Raw genomic sequence first — 21,597 nt, forward strand, 5'->3', positions numbered from 1 at the left:
AGGCAAAACTTCAAATCTAATTCTTATTAATTCTCAACTTTTACGATAGCCATTTTTCCATTATATGGTTTACTTCCTTTTGCTTCTAATGCCTTAGTTGCTTCAGATAAACCTTCAAATTTCTCGTAATAGATATAATATTTACTTGTGGTTATATTATAAAAGAAATTAACATCTGTACGTCCTGCGGCAACCGCTTTGGCAAGGAATTCATCTCTTTTTTCAGCACTGCTGTGAACAGCGATAATCAAATAATAACCACTATCAGAATTTTTAATATTCTTAATAATCTGCATGTTTGACTGATCTTCTCCAAAATCAAAATCGTTTGCAGTCAATGGTGTACTACTTGGTTTTGTTGTTTCTCTAATACGTTTTAGAGCTGCTACATCCTGTGCATATCTTCCCTGATCATTTTCGTAAGCGGCACGTTTAATTCTACGTTTTTTCTCGATTTCAGTTTCAGCTTTAATACGTTCTAAATTCGCCAGTAATGCTGCACTATCTTGTTCTGCTTTTATTTGTGCTGCTTTTAATTGGTTTATTTTTTCTAAATACGCTCTGTTTAAAGCATCATTTTTATTCGGAACTTTTTTAAGTCTTTCATTATACAAATTAGTCAACTTATCAATTTCTGCTTTCTGCATTCTGTTTGCATCAGCAAGTTGGTTTTTTAATGCTTCCAACTGACTGTTTTCTGCTGCAACACTTTTGAATGGTTTAGGCTCTTTATAAATTCCTTTATCACTTAAGTCATTTTCTTCTTTTAAGTCGTTCAGGTCTTTTTGTTTGTTAGCCACTGTCGCATTAAACTGTGCCAATATATCGCTTTGCGCTTTTCCTGAATTTTCTATAGATAAAGCCAAATTATCAATTGCTTTTGCTGTATCATCTTTAGGAGCCGAAGCAGCTTTTGCAGCAGCTTCATCAGCAGCAAGCTTGGCTTTTAACTCTGCCTCTTCTGCTAATTTTGCTTGTAAAGCTTCAGCATCTGCTTTTGCTTTTGCGTCTGCAGCTAATTTTATTTGTAATGCTTCAGCATCAGCTTTTGCTTTTTCTTCTGCAGCTTGTCTGGCTCTGATAGCATCTTCTTCCGCTTTTGCTTTTGCATCAGTAGCTTGTTTTGCTTTTAATGCATCTGCGTCAGCTTTAGCTTTAGCATCTGCAGCTAATTTTGCTTTTAATGCTTCTGCATCAGCTTTAGTTTTTGCATCTGCAGCCAATTTCGCCTGACGAGCTTCTTCTGCTAATTGCAATTGTCTTGCTTCTTCTTCTGCTTGTAATTTTGCAGTTGCTTCAGCATCTGCTTTTACTTTTGCATCAGCCAGTAATTTTGCCTGAAGTGCAACCATATCAGCTTTCGCTTTTGCATCAGCAGCTAGTTTAGCTTGTTGTGCTTCTGCATCGGCTTTTGCTTTTGCGTCTGCAGCTAATTTCGCCTGACGAGCTTCTTCTTCAACTTTTGCTTTTTCTTCAGCAACTTGTCTTGCTTGTAGCGCTTCTGCATCGGCTTTTGCTTTTGCATCTGCAGCTAATTTCGCTTGTAATGCTTCTGCATCAGCTTTTGCTTTTGCGTCTGCAGCTAACTTAGCTTGTAATGCTTCTGCATCAGCTTTCGCTTTTGCGTCTGCAGCTAATTTTGCTTGTAATGCTTCTGCGTCAGCTTTAGCTTTTGCATCTGCAGCTAGTTTAGCTTGTAATGCTTCTGCATCGGCTTTCGCTTTTGCGTCTGCAGCTAGTTTAGCTTGTAGTGCTTCTGCATCAGCTTTTGCTTTTGCGTCTGCAGCTAGTTTTGCTTGTAATGCTTCTGCATCGGCTTTTGCTTTTGCGTCTGCAGCTAACTTAGCTTGTAGTGCTTCTGCGTCAGCTTTTGCTTTTGCGTCTGCAGCTAACTTAGCTTGTAGTGCTTCTGCGTCAGCTTTCGCTTTTGCGTCTGCAGCTAGTTTAGCTTGTAATGCTTGTTCGTCAGCTTTTGCTTTTGCATCTGCAGCTTGTTTTGCTTTTAATGCTTCAGCATCTGCTTTTGCTTTTGCGTCTGCAGCTAATTTTGCCTGACGAGCATCTTCAGCTTCTTGCAATTGTTTTGCTTCTGCATCGGCTTTCGCTTTTGCTGTTGCTTCTGCATCAGCTTTCACTCTTGCATCAGCTATTAATTTAGCTTGTAAAGCTTCCATATCTGCTTTGGCTTTTGCATCTGCAGCTAATTTTGCTTGTAATGCTTCTGCGTCAGCTTTTGCTTTTGCGTCTGCAGCTAACTTAGCTTGTAATGCTTCTGCATCAGCTTTTGCTTTTGCATCTGCAGCTAATTTTGCTTGTAATGCTTCTGCGTCAGCTTTTGCTTTTGCGTCTGCAGCTAACTTAGCTTGTAAAGCTTCTGCATCGGCTTTCGCTTTTGCGTCTGCAGCTAATTTTGCCTGACGTGCTTCTTCATCAGCTTTTGCTTTAGCATCTGCAGCTTGTTTTACTTTTAGAGCTTCTGCGTCAGCTTTTGCTTTTGCATCGGCTACTAATTTAGCTTGTAGAGCTTCTGCATCGGCTTTTGCTTTTGCGTCTGCAGCTAATTTTGCCTGACGTGCTTCTTCATCAGCTTTTACTTTTGCGTCTGCAGCTTGTTTAGCTTTAAGAGCTTCTGCGTCAGCTTTTGCTTTTGCATCAGCTACTAACTTAGCTTGTAATGCTTCTGCATCTGCTTTCGCTTTTGCGTCTGCAGCTAGTTTTGCCTGTATTGCTTCTGCATCAGCTTTTGCTTTTGCGTCTGCGGCTAGTTTAGCTTCTAATATGTCTTCTTCTGCTTTTGCTTTTGCATCTGCAGCTTGTTTAATTTTTAAGGCTTCAGCGTCGGCTTTTGCTTTCGCTTCTGCAGCAAGTCTTGCTTGTCTTGCTTCTGCATCAGCTTTAGCTTTAGCATCAGCAGCAAGTTTTTCTTTTAATGCAGCATCTTCTGCAGCTTTTGCTTTCGCAGCAGCGGCAAGTTTTGCTTTGTTTGCCGCATCAATACTCGCTTTTGTTTTTACTGCCTCAGCGGCCTTTATTTTAGCTTCTGCGGCCAATCTAGCTTGATATGCGTCTGAGTCTGCTTTTGCTTTTGCATCTGCAGCAAGAATTGATTGTAAATCTGCAGCTTCAGCTTTTGCTTTAGCATCTGCTTTACGTTTCGCTTCTGCAGCGTCAGCTTTTGCTTTTGCATCAGCAGCAAGTTTAACTTTTAATGCTTCTGCATCGGCTTTTGCTTTATTATCAGCTTCTAATTTTTTAGCCGCTGCTTCTGCATCTGCTTTTGCTTTTTCAGCAGTTAATTGTTCTTGCGTTTTTTGTGGCGCAGCAGCTTTTGCTTTTGCCGCAGCTTCCGCATCTGCTTTAGATTTATCTGCAGCCAACTTCGCTTTCATAGCTTCAGCATCTGCTTTTGCCTTATCAGCTGCAAGTTGTGCTTGTGTTTTTTGTGCTGCTGAACCTGGTCCTGCAGGTTTGTTTGCAATTGCTTGTGCTCTTGCTGCTGCAGCGGCATCTACTCTTGCTTTATTATCTGCAGCTAATTTAATTCTGCGCGCTTCTGCATCGGCTCTTGCTTTATCAGCTGTTAATTGCGCTTGTGTTTTTTGTGCTGCACCAACTGCTCTGTTTGTAGTAGCTGTTTGTGCTCTCGCTGCTGCGGCTGCATCGGCTTTCGCTTTTGCATCTGCAGCTAATTTTATTTTGATAGCTTCAGCATCTGCTTTAGCTTTATTGTCTGCTTCTAATTTTGCTTTTGCTGCAGCTTCGGCATCAGCCTTCACTTTTTCGGCAGCAGCCAATCTTGCTTGTTTCGCTTCAGCATCGGCAGTAGCCTTAGCTTCAGCAGCTAATCTTGCTTTTTCGGCTCCATCAACACGAGTAACCGGAGTACTCGCTTTAGGTTTTGCCATTACCGGTTTTGCTTTTGCAGGATCTATAAGAGAACCTTCTTCATCATCTCCGTAATAGTAATTTCTGTTTTTGAATTTATATGCAATTGCAAATTCATGAGAACCGCCTAGGTTTGAGAAATTACCCATTCCTCTTTCGTAGTTGTATTCGATCGCAATGCTTGGCGAAATATTAACTCCTAATCCGGCTGAAACTCCATATAATGTATTATAACCTGCTTGCGCCCAAACTCCTTGCTGAAGTGTAAGCATGGCAAGACCTGAAAGAACTGTTTTATCTTTTTTTACTTCTGTTTTTACAATTCCTGAAAATTTACTTCTTTCAAAAAAGCCATAGCTGTCAATATATCCAGTGTACATTGCATGTAATTCTATTGCTCTTTCCGGATCGTCTTTTACGATTCCTGATCCAAAATTGTAAAGGATTAAATTGTTAATCGATAATCCAAAATCAAGAAATGCTGTTCCGTAGTTAATCCCCGGATTTACAGTAAGTAACATATTTGATGGATAATCTCCATTTAAAATAGTTGGGTCATCTGAGATTATTTTTCCCTGATCCAATCCGCTTTTGTAAAAACCAACATTCAAACCAAAAGTAAGATTGCTGTCTTCTTGTAAAACGATATTATGAGCAAAGTTTCCTATTCCTCCAAACACGGTCATTAAACCATAATTTTGTTGAAAAAGACCAAAAGCAAAGGCTTCATTCTCTCTAAAACGACCTGAATAATTGACTAAATAGGTTTGTGGGGCATTATCAAATTGTACCCATTGTCTTTTATTATAAAAACTTGCATAGGCATTTGTTTCACGAACAAAACTGAATGCAGGGTTAATTAAATATCTATTAAACTTTAAAGAATTTCTTATAGGTAACGAAAACGAAACAACTCCATTCTCATTTTTGTCCTGAGAATAGAGTGCATTTGAAAAACCGTAAAATAAAGTTATGAATAGTAAAATTTTCTTCATATTATTTTATCACAGTTATTGATCCTTTTTTTTCACCTGTGTCGGATTGAATGACATAGTAATATACTGGATTTACATTTTTAAAATCTATTGCTGTCTGGGGCCAATCACCTTGGTAATTCACGACGTCCAGAACCTTGTCACCATTTGAACTTATGATAATAACTTTTGTAGTATCACTTTTATATACATCCGGAATATTCCAATACGGATTCGCTCCGCTTAATTTAAGTATGTTAGGGATAACATCTGTAACTAATGCTATATCAGATTTAATTTTAAAAAGAAACTCTTTAGTAACAACGCATCCTGCGGTTTGAGAAATTACTGCTTTATAATTTCCTATTGTAGCTACTTTATAATTAGTTCCTGTTGCTCCCGGTATAACATTACCGTTTAAAAACCACTGAATAGTTGGATTAGTTGCATCTGTAGTAATGTTGACATCAAGTATTTCACCTTCTTTCAATTTATACTCATCGGCAACGTCAATACTTGCGTTAAAACCATTGCTTTTAAGATCAATTGATCCTGTTGCAATACATCCGCCAAAATCAACATCAACGCTATATTTACCAGCAACTTTTGTGGCATAAGTACGATTTGTAGCACCAGTAATAACAGCACCATCTTTTTTCCATTGGTATTTGTTACCCGAAGTTGCTGTTAAAATTGTATCGTCACCATTTGCACAAAAAGGATTTCCTAAACTTGAATCTACAATAACAGAAGATCCAGATGAAGATGAAGAAACAGTAACACGGTTGGAATAAGATTCAGAGGTACAAGTACCGTAATTAGTTTCTACGTAATATACTCCCGGAGTTGTAACATTATAACTTGGTCCTGTCGCTCCTGCAACAAGTGTTGGTGGTGTAGAAACACCATTATCTCTAAACCAGTTATAGGTCAAAAAACTATACTTAAGAGGAGATTCATTTGGTGGAGTTGTAGAATCGGGATCGATTGTTAACAAGATACTTCCACCGGCACAAAAAGTTGCAGTACCGTTAAAGTTGTTTATCGTATACTGTCTATCGTGCGCTTTGTAATAAATAGGAAAAGAAGTTTTCAAGCCAAAAGAAACAAACTTTGCACTTGAAAAACCTGTAGTTGTAACTCTAAGACTATAAGTGTCAGATCCCTTAAGATCTGACGGAACATTAAAAGTTATCGTTTTTTGATTAACTGCCGGATCTGAAACAGATATTGTATTTGCAGTAACAATAGTTGTAAAATTGTTCGTAGAAAGCTCTACAACAAATACAGTTCCTGCGGGAAAACCAGCATAAGTAAAAGTGGCATTATACTGCGTAGTAGCGTCCGCACAAATCCTGTCAAACGCTAAAACCTGTGGGTTTATACTTTTAGTCTGAGCATAGGAATTCGTTTCAGTACATAATAAAATACTAAAAAAAAGGATAATACGAAATGCAGATAGCGTAATTTTTTGAATCATATAGTGCGAGTTCTGGCTAAATCTATACGCTCAAAAAACAAGATATCGATGAATGTTTCTGAAAAATCATACTTATAGTTCTCAATAATATCTTTTGCTAGAGCCGAGTATGTATAAGTAATTGATGAGTTTTCGTCACAGTTTGATGACTGATCATTCGATTCATTTGCAACAGCAGAGCTATCCTTGGGGATGGATAGCCCTACTATACAATGATTAGAATTATCTAATTTACTGATGTTATTATCAGCTATGTCATTCTTTTGGTTTGCTGCATTAAACGCGTCTAATTTGCAGTTAGAATCAGTAGAAATTGTAGGTCTTTCAGCTGTACTTTGTGCATATAGACTTAACGTCATAGGAGAAACCAAAAATATTATATATAAGAAATATTTTTTTGTAGATAGTACCATTATGTCTTGATCTTTATTTGGGTCCGTATGAGACGAATACATAAATTGTGTCTGGGGACTTTATTAATAAAATTTACGTTTTGAAATAAAAATCGAAATCTATTTATCTGTTTCCGCTAGAAGCTGTAATTTTTCCTAATTGCAGTCTGAAATCTGGTTTTTTAGGGTTAAAAATATCAATGAATGTCTCTTTGTTATCACTTTGTGAATAAACGTTAAAGAACACACTGTTTCCGTACCAGTTTTCTAAATCTTCGTTGTTAGAATTGTACTCAGTAAAGATGTTTCCGTTACATAGGTTAAAGTACATTTCCTCAAATTTGATTTTTTTAAGGTTGGCATCATTAATCTCTGTTTTACTATCTAATAAAACAGCTGGATTAAATCCGGAAATTACGCTTCTTTTCATCTCAAGAGAAGCAGTTTCAGCTACATACACAGCCTCTTTTACTAAACCTGACTGAATATCAGCTTTGATATTATCACTGTCATTAAGCATAGTGATATTTGTTGCAACAACAAGGGTTTGTTTTTTAGTAAAATCAGTTTCATTTTTCTTTTCAAACGATTTTACTTCTAAGCAACGAGAACCGTCTTTGTTACTTGATAAGTAAGAAGATCTAACGGCTAATGAGTTGTATAAACGACATTGTACTCCTTGTGTAAATTTGTAATCGTCGTTGATAGATTTATAAGAAACTAATTTAGTAGCATTTACATCACCTCCAAAAAAGGCAAATGAATCACCACCTGAGTAGCTTACCATAATGTTTTCTAAGATTGTTTTAGATCCAACACCAGCAATAGTCAAACCATTGAAAGTATCCACACCTTTAACTTTTTTTCCAGCAAATTCGATTCTCACAAATCTCAAAACTCCTGAATTTCCAGCAGCATTATCGCCACCGTAAGTAGTAAGTGTAGGATCAAGATCCAGGTTGTAAGAACCAACATTTCCAAATTTATTGATTGGAGCATCTCCAAGAATTACAATTCCACCCCAGTCTCCAGCTTTTTTCTGGCTGCGGTTAGATGTAAATACGACAGGGTCAGTTTCTAATCCGTCTGCAATAAGCTGTGCACCTTTTGTAACTACCAATGTTCCTTTTGTTTCGAAATCACCGATGATTAAAGTTCCTGGCTCAATTGTTAAAACAGCATTATTAGTAACATAAACATTGCCTTGCAAAACGTATATATTCCTCTTCAGCAATTTAGTATTAACAGAAATGTTTCCTGCTAAAATTTGGTTTGCTTCTCCATATTCTACTTTGTTAGGCTTAAATTCGGTCCAGTTGTTCAACCAATTGTTGTAGCCCATAATTCCTTTCTCTTGTTGAGCGCTCATACTTGTAACCGTCAAAAGAACGCAAATCATTTGAGTAATTTTTTTCATGATAAGGGGGTATTAGGGTTAATAATAAATTTGGGTATGCGTAAATGAAAAAACTCATCTCGAGTTTTCCGAAAAAATCCAGAACGCTTCGAGAACGAGTTGTTTTTTTTATCTCTTTTTCAAAATGCCGCAGAAAGTTCTCAACCATCTACGTAAACAAGTTTAAAAAGGTTTTAAAAAATATTTTTAAATATTACATTTCATTCAATTCGTTGAACTCGTGTAATGATTTCAATGTACTTTCGTAAAATAAAATTGCTGCAATCAAGTTTCCTTTATCAGAATACGGCATCATCTTTCTTTGAAATTCTACTGTCGTATCTAAGAAAGTTGTTGTACCAACTGCCTGAGCATCTAAAACTTTTTTGTGTTCAGAATCGTCCGGAATACCTAAGTCCGCCATTGTCACACCTGGTTTAGTAACCAACGCAATGTAAGGGAGAGTTTTAACTAAAACTTTAATACGCTCGATGTACAATTCTAACAATTCTCCTTTTTGCATACCACTTAATTCTTTCTGATCATGGTATTTTCGGATAAGTGCAGTTGTACTAATGATACTTCTTGGAGCGTTTTTTGCCTGTGCCGAAATAGCACCGGTTGTCAAGAAAAAAAGTGTACTTAATAAAATAATTTTCCCTTTCATAAATTCTTAGATATAATTGGTTGTTGATGAAAACAAAAATATATAATTTAACTTAAATTGCAACTTTATTGATTTCTTTTTTCAAAAAAAAAGCTTAAAGAAACCTTAAAAATAGACCTTATGTCGAGAAAATGTGCGTTTTAACGGGGTTTTTGTTAAATTTGTTAAAATAAAAGCCGTAAGATATTAAGTATTAAAAACCGATTTTATTTCTAATTAATAGCCAAAAAACTGTTACGTTTGTCGTTTTATTTAAAAAACTATTAACAAAAAAGTCTTAATATCTCCTCGGATTCGTCTCTTTATTAACAAAAGTTGGTTAACAAACTTCAAAAAATTAGAATTAAAACACCAATAACGACAGAAATGAAACGCAAGAAGCAAAGTTTTGATCTAAAATTTTTGACTATATCATTTTCTTCTATCTTTGCTTCATGCAATTTTCTCAAATTTTAGGTCAAGATTACATCAAAAGTCACTTGATAAAAAGTGCATCTTCCGGAAGAATTCCACACGCTCAATTATTCATTGGGCCAGAAGGAAGTGGCACATTATCAACAGCAATTGCTTATGCGCAATACATTTTGTGTAACAATACAGGAAATGAAAACTCAAACGGAAATGATTCCTGCAATTTGAAGTTTCAAAACCTCTCGCATCCCGATTTGCATTTTATATATCCAACAGTTACGACCGAGGATGTAAAAACAAAACCAAAAAGTTTAGACTTCATTCAGGATTGGCGCACATTTATTCAGGAAATGCCTTACGGCGGATTATTTGACTGGTATAAAATTCTGGGCGTTCAAAACAAACAAGGTGAAATACGCGTCGAAGATGCAACCGAAGTTTTAAAATCGCTTTCGCTGAAATCTTACGAAGGTGGTTATAAAATCATGATTATCTGGATGGCCGATAAAATGAATATCGCCGCATCGAATAAGCTTTTGAAATTATTGGAAGAGCCATCGGATAAAACCATTTTTATTCTGATTTCTGAAAATGAAGAAGATATTATACAAACCATACGATCTCGTTGTCAGGTAATTCACTTTAACGGACTTCCGGAAAAAGTAATTGCCGAAGCTTTAATTTCAAAAGAAAACATCGACGAAAAATCAGCTTTCAAAATTGCACATCAAGCGCAGGGGAATTTCAGTAAAGCCTTACATTTATTAAAAGAAGACGATTCAGAATATCCTTTCGAACAATGGTTTGTCAATTGGGTTCGCGCCGCTTTTAGAGCAAAAGGAAATGCTGCCGCTATTCAGGATTTAATTTCCTGGAGCGAAGAAATAGCAGGTTTAGGTCGTGAAAGCCAGAAAAAATTCATTCAGTTTTGTATCGAAATGTTTCGTCAGGCGCTTTTGCTTAATTATCAGGCGCCAACTTTAGTTTACATTGAACCAAAAGTCGATAAATTTAAACTCGAAAATTTTGCTCCATTCGTAAACGGAAATAACATTCACGAAATTTTCAAAGAACTTTCAGATGCCATGTATCACATTGAAAGAAACGGAAATGCAAAAATAATCCTAACCGATTTATCCATAAAATTGACTCGTTTAATTCATAAAAAATAATTTTCAAATGAATAATGTTGCCTCTATTTTACTATTGGCTTTTCTAGCCTTAACGTTCTTACAATCAGGGTATGAAAAAATATTCTACTGGAAAGACAATGTCGAATGGCTTAAAGGACATTTTGCCCAGACAATATTAAAAAATCAAGTGCCTTTAGCCTTACTTCATCTTCTGATTTTGGAATTAATTTCCGGAATTTTATGTGTTGTTGGTGCTATACAATTACTAACAGATAGCGGACGCGAATTTGGTTTTTACGGCGCTATATTTTCATGTATCTGTTTGTTAATGATGCTTTTCGGACAACGATTAGCCAAAGATTACGATGGAGCTAGAACTATCGTTATATATTTTATTCCGGCAATAATGGCCGTTTATTGGTTGAATTAGTCAATCTCAATTTTCAAAAATAAAGTCTCAGATTCTACTGGTTAAAATAGATTGTTTTCCACTCTTTTTAATCTTTGAATTCCGATGACAAAAAATAAAATTTTACATCAAAAAAATGAATCCAAAACATCCTTCTGAATCCCTAACAATCTTAACTGATTTAGTTTTACCGAGCGAAACAAATCCTTTAAACAACCTTTTTGGTGGCGAATTATTGGCCAGAATGGATCGTGCAGCAAGTATTGCGGCCCGCAGACATTCACGCCGAATTGTGGTTACGGCATCTGTAAATCACGTAGCTTTTAACAGAGCAATTTCTTTAGGAAGTGTTGTAACTGTTGAAGCAAAAGTTTCAAGATCTTTCAAAAGTTCGATGGAAGTTTTTATCGATGTTTGGGTAGAAGATCGCGAATCAGGAAACAGAACAAAAGCAAACGAAGCCATCTATACATTTGTTGCCGTAGACGATACCGGAAGACCGGTTGAAGTGCCTGCAATTATACCGGAAACGGAACTTGAAATACAACGTTTTGAAGCCGCTTTACGTCGTAAACAATTGAGTTTATTATTGGCAGGGAAAATAAAACCTTCTGATGCTACAGAATTAAAGGCTTTATTTTTATAGTACTAATTTTGGTACAATTTGGAACAATCAAACTTCGAAAAAAGAACTAATTTTACAAAAATTATAAGCCTAGAGAAATCTAATTCAGGAAGTCGTTTCATTTTCTGATTTATGTTTGAAAGAGAAAAAAATAGAAAAATTTAGATGAAAGAAAAAGAAAAAAAAGAGATGAGTTCAGAAAAAGATGCCAAATTAAAAGCGCTACAACTTACGCTTGACAAACTAGATAAAACTTACGGTAAAGGAACTGTAATGAAAATGGGAGATAAAGCCATTGTAGAAGTAGAAACTATTTCTTCAGGTTCTCTTGGTGTTGATTTAGCCCTTGGAGTAAACGGTTATCCAAGAGGTAGAATCATTGAAATTTACGGTCCGGAATCTTCTGGAAAAACGACTTTAACATTACACGCAATTGCTGAAGCTCAAAAAGCTGGAGGAATTGCTGCTTTTATAGATGCTGAGCACGCTTTTGATAGAAATTATGCTGAGAAATTAGGCGTAGATATCGAAAACCTGATCATCTCTCAACCAGATAACGGGGAACAAGCTTTAGAAATTGCCGAAAACTTAATTCGTTCAGGAGCAATTGATATTGTGGTAATTGACTCTGTTGCAGCGTTGACGCCAAAAAGTGAAATCGAAGGTGAAATGGGAGATTCTAAAATGGGTCTTCATGCACGTTTGATGTCTCAGGCTTTGAGAAAATTAACCGGAACTATTAGCAAAACAAACTGTACTGTTTTCTTCATCAACCAGTTGAGAGAGAAAATTGGAGTTATGTTTGGTAATCCTGAAACTACAACGGGTGGTAACGCCTTAAAGTTCTACGCTTCAGTACGTATCGATATTCGTCGTTCATCTCAAATTAAAGATGGTGAGAACGTTATTGGTAACAGAACTAAAGTTAAAATCGTAAAAAACAAAGTTGCTCCACCTTTTAAAACTGCTGAATTCGACATTATGTACGGAGAAGGAGTTTCTAAAACAGGAGAAATTCTTGACTTAGCGGTTGAATTTGAAATCGTTAAAAAAGCTGGATCTTGGTTTAGCTACGGAGATACAAAATTAGGTCAAGGTCGTGATGCCGTAAAAGCCCTAATCAAAGATAATCCGGAATTAGCTGATGAATTAGAAGAAAAAATTAAAGCGTATATCAAAGAATTGGCAAACGCTTAATACACAATAAATCAACTAATTGTTGACAATTTTACAAAACCGACAAGTTTAAATAACTGTCGGTTTTTTTTATTTAAAAAATAAATCAAAAAATGACGCAACCATTTTAAAATAGTTCCATCTATACACTAGACATAAGATCTGGTATTTGGCCATAAGTACCATTTCAAACGTTCTTTTTTTAGAATAAATTTGGTTGGTTTGTTCCCTAAAAATCCGTTAGTTTATTTGGTGCTAACGGGTTTTTAACATTTTTTTTTAATTTACATTCAACCTTTTTAGGTTTTTACTATCTAAGCTTTTACGACACTAACTTGAGTTTTAATCAAACTCTTTATTATCAACCGTTTAATCGTTTTTAGTATGAAAGAGAAAAAAAAAGAAGCGCTCTACAATAAAAACCGCAGAAAAACCAAATTAAAATTTAAAAAAGTATTACGTTTTATCTCAGAAAAAATAATTCATCGATAAGCTTTGAATATAAGACGGGGGTTTTTAATTCAAAAGAAAACCCGACAAATTTAAAAGTTTGTCGGGTTTCAATTTTTATGTAATTAAGAAGCTTTACTTTGTCTTTTTAAATTCCAGTAAACCTTTATAAATCAATTGTCTTACACTATCGCGAAGCTCTTTTCTGTTTTCGCTTCCAAGTCCTTCTGTTTCTACAAAAGGTAATACTTTCACACGCATTCTTCCAGGGCTTCCACTTAAAAAAGTATATGAAAAACGTTCTTTATTATCCGCAAAAACAATAGGAACAATTGGAATCTGATGTTCTATTGCTAATCTGAAAGCACCATCTTTGAACTCGTCCAACAAAATAGATTCATCATCCGGAACTCCGCCTTCAGGAAAAATACAAATACTAAGCCCTTGATTAAGTCTACTTTGAGCTCTTTTGAAAACCTCATTTTTACTTTTCGAAGAATTTCGATCCACCAAAATGCAAGTTCTTTTATAGAAAAATCCAAACAACGGAATCTTCGAAAGTTCTTTCTTTCCAACAAAAACAAATGGATTTCTAACAACCGCCAACATCAACATGATATCGGTCATTGAAGTATGATTTGCAACGATCATGTAGCTTTTCTTTTTAATCAGCTTCTGTTCGCGTTCGACTTTATAATAGAAACCCATGCCAAAAAGGATGAATTTAGCCCAAATGCGGGCCATTTTAAAGAAATAGGGATAACCACTCTCTGATATAATAGAAATCAGCAAAAACGGCAGCATAATCAATATCGGAATGGCCATTAAGATGTAAAACCAAATACGCCATAAAACCCAAAAAACAATTTTAATTCCTTTCATGGTTTCAAATGTAAGAAATCAGAAATGATTTTAGATTTTTAGATCATTAGATTTTTAGAATATTAGACTTTACTGGCGGGAAATTAACTAGCGAATGCTTTTTTACCGCAAAGTCCGCAAAGTTTTTTCGCAAAGGAAAGAAGTTATTATGCATGTCAATAGTTGCAAGCAATAAAAACACAAAGCTTTGTGATCTTGAGATATCACTTTGTAAAACATTACGAAAATCTTTGTGTGATTTTACCGCAAAGCGCGCAAAGTTTTTTCGCAAAGGAAAGAAGTTATTATGCATATCGGTAATTGCAAGCAATAAGAACACAAAGCTTTGTGATCTTGAGACATCACTTTTCAAAACTTTGTAAACTTTGCGAAAAAACTTTGCCTCTTTGCGGTAAAATTCATTACTTTTATACGAAAATCTGCGTTAAATTTAATAAAAAACCATGACAGAAAACGAGATTTCAAATATTATAATTGGATTAGCAATTGATGTTCACAAAGCGTTGGGACCTGGTTTATTAGAAAATGCTTACCAAGAATGTTTGTTCTACAAAATTAAAAAACGCGGGCTTGTTGTTGAAAAAGAGAAAACAATACCTTTAATTTTTGAAGAAGTTCAACTTGATTGTGCATATCGAATTGATTTACTGGTAGAAAATAAATTTATAATAGAAATAAAAAGCGTGGAATCGCTCACAGTAAATAATTTGGCACAAACTCTAACTTATTTAAAAATTGGTAAATATAAACTCGGATTATTAATAAATTTCAACGAAGTTCTCCTAAAAAATGGCATCAGAAGAGTCGTAAATAACTTATAGATAAAGCTTAGAGAACTTCAATAACCTTCTAAAAGCTTCCCGAACTTTGCGAAAAAACTTTGCGCCCTTTGCGGTAAAAAGACATTCCAACTTTACGAAAAAACTTTGCACTTTGCGTTAAAAAAATACCCTTTCCAAGATAAAAAATAAACTTTGTGGTTATAAAAAAACATTACGACCTTTGCGTTTAAAGAATAAAAAACTAAAATGGCAAAAATACTAACTGGTGTTCAGAGTACTGGAACGCCACATTTGGGAAATTTATTAGGTGCAATTATTCCTGCAATTGAATTATCGAATGATCCTGCAAACGAATCTTTTTTGTTTATTGCTGATTTACACTCAATTACGCAAATAAAAGATGGTAAAACATTAAGAGAAAATACATACAGCACTGCAGCGGCTTGGCTTGCTTGTGGTTTAAATCCTGATAAAGTTACATTCTACAGACAATCTGATGTAACTCAAACAACCGAATTGACTTGGTATTTAAGTTGCTTTTTTCCGTTTCAAAGACTGACATTGGCGCATTCTTTCAAAGATAAAGCAGATCGTTTAGACGACGTTAACGCGGGACTTTTTACGTATCCGATGTTAATGGCGGCTGATATTTTGCTTTACGATGCTGAATTTGTACCGGTTGGAAAAGACCAATTACAACATTTAGAAATTACTCGTGATGTCGCTTCTCGTTTCAATCACCAAATGGGAGAAACATTTATAATTCCAGAAGCTAAAATTCAAAAAGACAGCACATTGATTCCGGGAACGAATGGCGGAAAAATGAGTAAATCTGCTAATAACATTATCAATATTTTCGAGAATGATAAAGTGTTACGTAAACAAGTCATGAGTATTGAAACTGATAGTACTCCGCTTGAAGCTCCTAAAAACCCGGATACTTGCAACGCTTTTGCAATCTATGCTCTTTTGGGAACTGAAGAACAAATTGCTGAAATGAGAGCTAATTATCTAGGTGGAAATTATGGATACGGTCATGCCAAACAAGCTTTGTTTGAACTGATTACCGAAAAATTTAAAACCGAAAGAGAAAAATACAATTACTACATCAACAACCTTGAAGAAGTTGATGCACTTTTGAAAAAAGGTGCCGGAAAAGCTTCTCTTATTGCTGATGGAGTTCTGGCCAAAGTTCGCGACGTACTTGGATTTGGTAAATAATATTCTAAACCCGACAGGTTTTTTAAAAAACCTGTCGGGTTATTAAAAATAGATAAAATGAGAATATCAATCTTACTTTTTTTCCTAGTTTTCTCAAACATATCAAATTCACAGAACTCTTATAAAACTTATGAAAATGCACTAGAAATTATTAAACTTTCACCTGAGTTTAATGAGTTTTTAAGTGATTTAAGTCAGAAAGATAAAGATTTTAATGTGTCAGAAGGTTTATATCCAATATGTGTTTATTGTGAATTTTTAACGGATTATGTAAATCCTTGTAAAAGTTCTAATTGGCTAGAAATTTGGCCAAAAGAACAAGTGAAAAATCTGGAAAAACTTGGAAATAAAAAAAACAAAAAAATTCTGTTACGTTTTACAAATACCGACAATTCTTATTTTATATCTGAACTTAGCTATAAATCAAAAAAAGAAAATTTAGTCTTTCTATTTCAAATAAATAACGATAAACTGACTTTAATCAAAACGTTAGTAAATAAAATTTAGGTGAGTTATTGATAGTCAAGAAATTATTAAAAAAAAACGCTAAACAAAGAGAAATATTACACTTAAAAATTCTTTTACCCCAATCTATACATGAAGAAAATATTTACTAAATACATGTTTCTTCTGCTAATAACTCTTTTTTTATTAGGCTTTTTACTAGCGTATTTATTTGGAGATGAACGATCTTTTGCCATAAACAAAACTGTTGGTTCGGCTTATACTTTTTCGAATGAAGTTATCCTAAACGCATTTTTGGTAATCTCTCAAATTCTTTTCATTTTTGGTTATTTGATATTATTCCTTCTTAAGCGAAAGACAAATTATTACATTTCGTTAGCTCATTTTGAGATTATTATACTGGCATATTATTCAATATCTTTCGAAAACTTTACCGTTTCAGTAATTTTTGGTGCGATTTCTATTATCCTGTTTTTGATAAATATTTTCAAATCTCAGAAATAAAACCACCTTAATTTTTTATTAAATCGCCTCAAACAACTTCCCTGGTAAAGGTCTAATAACACCTTTGAGTTCCATATTCAAAAGCATTCCTGATATTTTATAAATTGGGAAGTCACATTGAAGTGCTATAAAATCCAATATCTCTTTTCCGTTTTTTAAAAGAAAATCATATACTTTTTGCTCATCAGGTTCTAATTCTACAAACAATTGTTTTTGTACCGGTTTTGACTTGTTTTCGACGTCCCAGTTTAAAATATATACCAAATCGGCAGCTGATGTTAGTACGTTTGCTTTTTGTGTCTTAATTAAGTTATTACAGCCTTGACTGTATTTGTCGGTTACTCTTCCGGGAACGGCAAAAACATCACGGTTATAATCGTTTGCTATATTTGCTGTAATTAGCGAACCGCCTTTATCCGCAGATTCTATAACAATTGTTGCTTCGGTCATTCCGGCAACAATGCGGTTTCTGCGTACGAAATTCTCTTTATCCGGATTTGAAGAACTCCAAAACTCCGTTATGAATCCTCCATTTTCCTCCATTTTTGCAACGTACTTTTTATGCATTTTAGGATAAATTTGGTTTAAACCATGCGCCAAAACTCCGATAGTCTGTAAGTTGTTTTCGACAGCCAACTGGTGTGCTGCAATATCAACTCCGTAGGCAAATCCGCTAATAATCACAGGATCAAGCGGAGCCAGATCTTCGATAAGTTTTTTGCAGAATTCCATTCCATAAGAAGTAATCTGACGAGTTCCGACTATACTAATTAATTTTCTATTTTTCAAATTAATGTTTCCCGTGGAAAATATCAAAACTGGCGAATCAATGCAATGTTTCAACCGATCCGGATAATTTTCGTCCTGAAAAAACGAAACATTTATCGCTTTTGATTTTATAAATTCAAGTTCCTGATTGGCTTTTTCAAATACAATTTTGTCATTCAAATTATTTAATAAAACTCCTCCAACTCCATCAATAGCAGATAATTGATTTCTTTTAGTTTTAAAAACAGCTTCGGCATTTCCGCAATGAGACATCAGTTTTTTGGCCATAATATCTCCAACTCCATCCACTTTTAATAAGGCTAATAAATAAAACAATTCCTGATCTGACATCTTCTAAAATATTATGTAAAATAGAATGTAAAGTTCTAATAAATTAATACTGCAAATATGGTTAAAATAAAGTAATTTCTTAATAAAAATAACAATTTACATTGTGGTCAATTTTTAAAAACTAATAACCTAAACCTTAAAATACTGAAAATTAATTAACTATAAAAAATTCAGAATTGTTAATAAAAATTGTGAATAAAATTTTGATAACTATATTCATTACATAACTTTGCTAATATGAAAATCGAAACTTACATAGGACAGTTATTGTATCGTTATCAGTGTGTAACGGTTCCCGGGTTCGGCGCTTTTTTAACCGAAATTCAGTCGGCTCAGCTTAATGAAAGCACAAATTCGTTTTTTCCACCCAAAAAAATGATCTCTTTTAACAGCTATCTAAAAAATAACGATGGACTGCTGGCAAATCATATTGCAAATGCAGAAAAAACATCTTATGGTTTTGCTGTAAGTGCTATTGCTTTTGAGGTTGTAAGCTGGAAAAAAACATTAGAAGAAAACGGTACTATTTACCTGAAAGGAATTGGCGAAATTCGCTTTAATTCCGAAAAAAATATAATTTTCACACCAAATGATCAGACCAATTATCTAACGAGTTCTTTTGGATTAAGTCCATTTGTTTCGCCGTTGGTTAAAAAAGAAATTTTCGAGAAAAAAATCGAGAAACTTTCAGAAAGAGAAACGGTATCATTGTATGAAAATGAAGAAAGCAGATCAACAAATCCGTTTTTAAAATATGCTGCAATTATTGTATTAGGTCTTGGAATTACTGGTAGTATTGGATATCCTTTATACCAAAACCAAATTGCTACTAAAACACTAATCGTGGAAAGTGCTGTTCAGAAAAAAGTACAAAATAAGATACAAGAAGCAACCTTTTTTATTCAAAATCCACTTCCTGCAGTTACACTTTCCGTAGACTCTGCAAAGGTTGAAACTGTTGACGAAAAAGTGATGCCGTATCACATTATGGCCGGAGCTTACAGAAGCGAACAAAATGCAAGAAAAGCTTATAATCAATTGATAAAAGACGGTTATAAAGCAAGAATGCTTGGCGAAAATAAACACGGATTATTCCCTGTTTTATACGGAAGTTATGCTACTATGGCAGAAGCTGAAAAAGCACAAAAAGAAATTCAAAAAGGTGAAAATCCAGATGCCTGGATCCTAGTTGAGTCACTATAAAAACTTAAAAATCCTGTTCTAACGAACAGGATTTTTTTTGCCTTATTTTATCTTTAAAAAACTTTATCTGTTCCGTTAAATTTACTTCTGATCTTATTTTTGTTATTCATTAACAAGAACATAAATAAAATCATGAAGCATAAATTAAAAGTATTTTTTACATTCTTTCTTATCATTTCTGCCCAACAATTCTATGCGCAGGATATTGTAACAACTCAAAAAGCTCAGGACGCTTTATCCAAAAAAGCTGACCAAGAGGCCAAAAGATCAACTGACGAACTTCATAAAAAACTCAATGATGAACAAGCCAGATTGAAAAAAGAGCAAAAAACAGTCGAAAATCATCAAAAAGATCTGAAAAATTCTGAAAAAAATCTAGAGAAAACAAAGCAGAAGATTTCGAAATTAGAATCTGAAAATCAAAAGATTAATACTAAAATCAACACAAATTCACTTACTGCCGAAGAATCTCAAAAACAAGCTATCAAAGTGAAAGAAAAAGAACTTGAAATTCAAAAACTTAAGCTCAAACAAATCGATCAGCAAAAAGATTTAGATAAAGTCAGAGCTTCACTTTAAACGAAAAAATCCTATTCGCCATGGCAAATAGGATTTTTTTTATTTAGCAATTATTTTCGCATTCTGAGTGAGAATCATCTTCTTGCCTTGATATATTGTGAGTTTCGCCGGAGGCGAATTTTTCTCGCCCAAAACGATAAATGCACATTCATATTTGTAATTATCTTTTATCCATTCATATTGGTGATTCCCTCCTATTCCTTCAACCACAAGTTCGCCTCTATATATAATCAAATCAGGCTTTTCAGTCATTTTTTTATCAATCGACCAGGAAACATAACGATAATTATTGTTCCCCAAATTATCAATTCTGATTTTAAATTTAGCTGTTTCTAAAATGCAAATGGGTTTCCAAAAAAAGTTAATACTTGAATCGAGATCCTTTTTTTGCGAAGCTATCAACTTGTTTTTGAGATCTATTTCAAATTTAGACTGATAATTTACTGCCGTTAAACGTCCATTAACATCCATCCAAATGCTTCCGTGATTTAACATTATTCCGCGTAAACCCATATCAGACCAGTCTTTTTCAGGATTAGAAGCTGTTATTTCGTTTTTTAAAGTTGAATCAAATAGTTCTTCATAACGTTTTACAAAATCTGTTTTATCAGTAATATCCGGTATAGGATATTCTCGCTCCAAAGGATATACAATCATGTCTCCGATTGCTTCTTTATTATCACTTTTTATGTTGTCAATAAACCTTTTAACCAATTTTTGATAATCTGCTTTTACATCCTGCGCATCAATCAAACCACTGCAAAAAATCAATAATGCTAAAAATAAATTTCTTGTTTTCATCTTAAAATATTTTTAATCGATTATTAATCTGTTCCTCACAACTCCATATAAAAGTACTTAATTTATATTAGATTTTAACATTTTTAGTTCCTCTTATACAGCTACATAAACTAAAATTTTAATTAAAATATTGCATTCGATTCAATAAAAAAACCTGTTCCATGTGGAACAGGTTTTTAATTATTTGGTAACTATTTTTGCATCTTGAGAAAGTATTTCTTTACCGTTTTGAGAAATCGTTAAACTCGCTGGAGGAGATTCAGATGTGCCTAAAACAATGATAGAACATTGATACAAATAAGAATCTTTTTTGAAATCAAAATGACTATTTCCGCCGCTTCCGTCCGAGATCCATTTTCCATTAATGATCACTAAATCAGGTTTATCACTCATCTTTTTTTTAATAGACCATGAAGCATATCTGTAATTTTCTTTTCCTAAATCATCAATTCTTATTCTGAATTTAGACGTTTCCAAAACATAAACCGGAGCTTGAAATTTGGCAATAGACGGATGTAACTTCCCTTTTTCTGCAGCAATCAGTTTGTTTTTAAGATCTATCTCTGCTTTCGACTGATAATTAATTGTAATAATCTTTCCGTTAGTGTCAATCCAGATATCACCGCTTCCAAGCATAATACCACGCCAACCAACTTCTGACCAGTCTTTTGCAGGATTAGATTTGATGATTTCATTTTTTAAAGTCGCATCAAAAATCTGATCATATCGCTTTAAAAAATCAGCTTTGTTCTTGACTGCCGGAATTGGATAATCTCGTCCTAACGGAAAAGAAATAAATGCCGCAACTCCCTCTTTGTTATTGCTTTTTACATTAGCAATAAAACTCTTTACAAATTTTTGATACTCCGGTTTTAAATCTTGCCCAAAAGTCAATTGACAGCAAAAAATAAAAATAACGAAGTGTATCGCTCTACTTTTCATATCTTATTTAATTAATTATTATTCTGATACTTATCGAATTATAAAATTACTTAATTAATGCTCTTTATAAACATTTTATTCCCTAAGTCTTCGATTAAATT

General features: G+C 34.1%; 18 protein-coding genes. 9 read left to right on the forward strand and 9 right to left on the reverse strand.

Annotated elements, in window-relative coordinates; all coding sequences use genetic code 11:
- Window positions 1-26: 26 nt before the first annotated feature.
- From CLU81_RS12335 to CLU81_RS12355, 5 genes are all read right to left on the reverse strand, one after another.
- Window positions 27-4,880, reverse strand: a complete 4,854-nt coding sequence (locus tag CLU81_RS12335) for a type IX secretion system membrane protein PorP/SprF (protein WP_099710084.1) — start codon at window positions 4,878-4,880, stop codon at window positions 27-29.
- Window position 4,881: 1 nt separating this feature from the next.
- Complete coding sequence (sprC, locus tag CLU81_RS12340; protein WP_099710085.1) at window positions 4,882-6,339, reverse strand: gliding motility protein SprC; 1,458 nt, start codon at window positions 6,337-6,339, stop codon at window positions 4,882-4,884.
- The gene (locus tag CLU81_RS12345; RefSeq protein ID WP_099712748.1) at window positions 6,336-6,752 is read right to left on the reverse strand and encodes a hypothetical protein; all 417 of its coding nucleotides are present in this window, start codon (window positions 6,750-6,752) and stop codon (window positions 6,336-6,338) included. Before CLU81_RS12345 ends, sprC begins: the two co-directional genes overlap by 4 nt.
- A 103-nt stretch (window positions 6,753-6,855) precedes the next feature.
- Window positions 6,856-8,148, reverse strand: coding sequence for a hypothetical protein (locus CLU81_RS12350; protein WP_099710086.1), 1,293 nt, complete (start codon window positions 8,146-8,148; stop codon window positions 6,856-6,858).
- Window positions 8,149-8,341: 193 nt separating this feature from the next.
- The gene (locus CLU81_RS12355; RefSeq protein WP_099710087.1) at window positions 8,342-8,794 is read right to left on the reverse strand and encodes a hypothetical protein; all 453 of its coding nucleotides are present in this window, start codon (window positions 8,792-8,794) and stop codon (window positions 8,342-8,344) included.
- A gap of 434 nt (window positions 8,795-9,228) precedes the next feature.
- Here CLU81_RS12355 and CLU81_RS12360 point away from each other — a divergent pair, with 434 nt between their 5' ends.
- The 4 genes from CLU81_RS12360 to recA all read left to right on the forward strand — a co-directional run bounded on the left by CLU81_RS12360 (window position 9,229) and on the right by recA (window position 12,569).
- Complete coding sequence (locus tag CLU81_RS12360) at window positions 9,229-10,377, forward strand: DNA polymerase III subunit delta' (RefSeq protein ID WP_099710088.1); 1,149 nt, start codon at window positions 9,229-9,231, stop codon at window positions 10,375-10,377.
- Window positions 10,378-10,384: 7 nt separating this feature from the next.
- Window positions 10,385-10,768 (forward strand): DoxX family protein, encoded by a 384-nt coding sequence (locus CLU81_RS12365; RefSeq protein WP_099710089.1) that lies wholly within the window; start codon window positions 10,385-10,387, stop codon window positions 10,766-10,768.
- A 115-nt stretch (window positions 10,769-10,883) separates the two neighbouring features.
- A complete protein-coding gene (locus CLU81_RS12370) occupies window positions 10,884-11,393 on the forward strand; it encodes an acyl-CoA thioesterase (protein ID WP_099710090.1) in 510 nt (169 codons plus the stop codon).
- Between the two features lie 168 nt (window positions 11,394-11,561).
- Entirely contained in the window at window positions 11,562-12,569 is a 1,008-nt protein-coding gene (recA, locus tag CLU81_RS12375) for a recombinase RecA (protein ID WP_099712749.1), read from the forward strand.
- Window positions 12,570-13,133: 564 nt separating this feature from the next.
- Here the strand turns inward: recA and CLU81_RS12380 are convergent.
- Window positions 13,134-13,880: a 1-acyl-sn-glycerol-3-phosphate acyltransferase gene (locus CLU81_RS12380; protein ID WP_099710091.1), complete on the reverse strand. Its 747-nt coding sequence runs from the start codon at window positions 13,878-13,880 to the stop codon at window positions 13,134-13,136.
- A 443-nt stretch (window positions 13,881-14,323) separates the two neighbouring features.
- Here CLU81_RS12380 and CLU81_RS12390 point away from each other — a divergent pair, with 443 nt between their 5' ends.
- The 3 genes from CLU81_RS12390 (at window position 14,324) to CLU81_RS12400 (ending at window position 16,390) form a co-directional block, all read left to right on the forward strand.
- On the forward strand, window positions 14,324-14,701 hold the full coding sequence (locus CLU81_RS12390; protein WP_099710093.1) for a GxxExxY protein: 378 nt from the start codon (window positions 14,324-14,326) through the stop codon (window positions 14,699-14,701).
- Between the two features lie 207 nt (window positions 14,702-14,908).
- Window positions 14,909-15,883: a tryptophan--tRNA ligase gene (gene trpS, locus CLU81_RS12395; protein WP_099710094.1), complete on the forward strand. Its 975-nt coding sequence runs from the start codon at window positions 14,909-14,911 to the stop codon at window positions 15,881-15,883.
- A 57-nt stretch (window positions 15,884-15,940) separates the two neighbouring features.
- A complete protein-coding gene (locus tag CLU81_RS12400) occupies window positions 15,941-16,390 on the forward strand; it encodes a hypothetical protein (RefSeq protein WP_099710095.1) in 450 nt (149 codons plus the stop codon).
- 480 nt (window positions 16,391-16,870) lie between these two features.
- On the opposite strand, the gene dprA is transcribed toward CLU81_RS12400, so the two are convergent.
- Window positions 16,871-17,971, reverse strand: coding sequence for a DNA-processing protein DprA (dprA, locus tag CLU81_RS12410; protein WP_099710097.1), 1,101 nt, complete (start codon window positions 17,969-17,971; stop codon window positions 16,871-16,873).
- A gap of 237 nt (window positions 17,972-18,208) precedes the next feature.
- Between dprA and CLU81_RS12415 the strand changes: the two genes are divergently transcribed.
- Together CLU81_RS12415 and CLU81_RS12420 are read left to right on the forward strand one after the other, a co-directional pair.
- A complete protein-coding gene (locus tag CLU81_RS12415) occupies window positions 18,209-19,174 on the forward strand; it encodes an SPOR domain-containing protein (RefSeq protein WP_099710098.1) in 966 nt (321 codons plus the stop codon).
- 132 nt (window positions 19,175-19,306) lie between these two features.
- Window positions 19,307-19,753, forward strand: coding sequence for a hypothetical protein (locus CLU81_RS12420; protein WP_099710099.1), 447 nt, complete (start codon window positions 19,307-19,309; stop codon window positions 19,751-19,753).
- A 39-nt stretch (window positions 19,754-19,792) separates the two neighbouring features.
- On the opposite strand, the gene CLU81_RS12425 is transcribed toward CLU81_RS12420, so the two are convergent.
- The gene (locus tag CLU81_RS12425) at window positions 19,793-20,554 is read right to left on the reverse strand and encodes a hypothetical protein (protein ID WP_099710100.1); all 762 of its coding nucleotides are present in this window, start codon (window positions 20,552-20,554) and stop codon (window positions 19,793-19,795) included.
- 180 nt (window positions 20,555-20,734) lie between these two features.
- Complete coding sequence (locus CLU81_RS12430) at window positions 20,735-21,496, reverse strand: hypothetical protein (protein WP_099710101.1); 762 nt, start codon at window positions 21,494-21,496, stop codon at window positions 20,735-20,737.
- Window positions 21,497-21,597 lie beyond the last annotated feature (101 nt).

Source organism: Flavobacterium sp. 9 (assembly GCF_002754195.1).
Lineage (GTDB): Bacteria > Bacteroidota > Bacteroidia > Flavobacteriales > Flavobacteriaceae > Flavobacterium.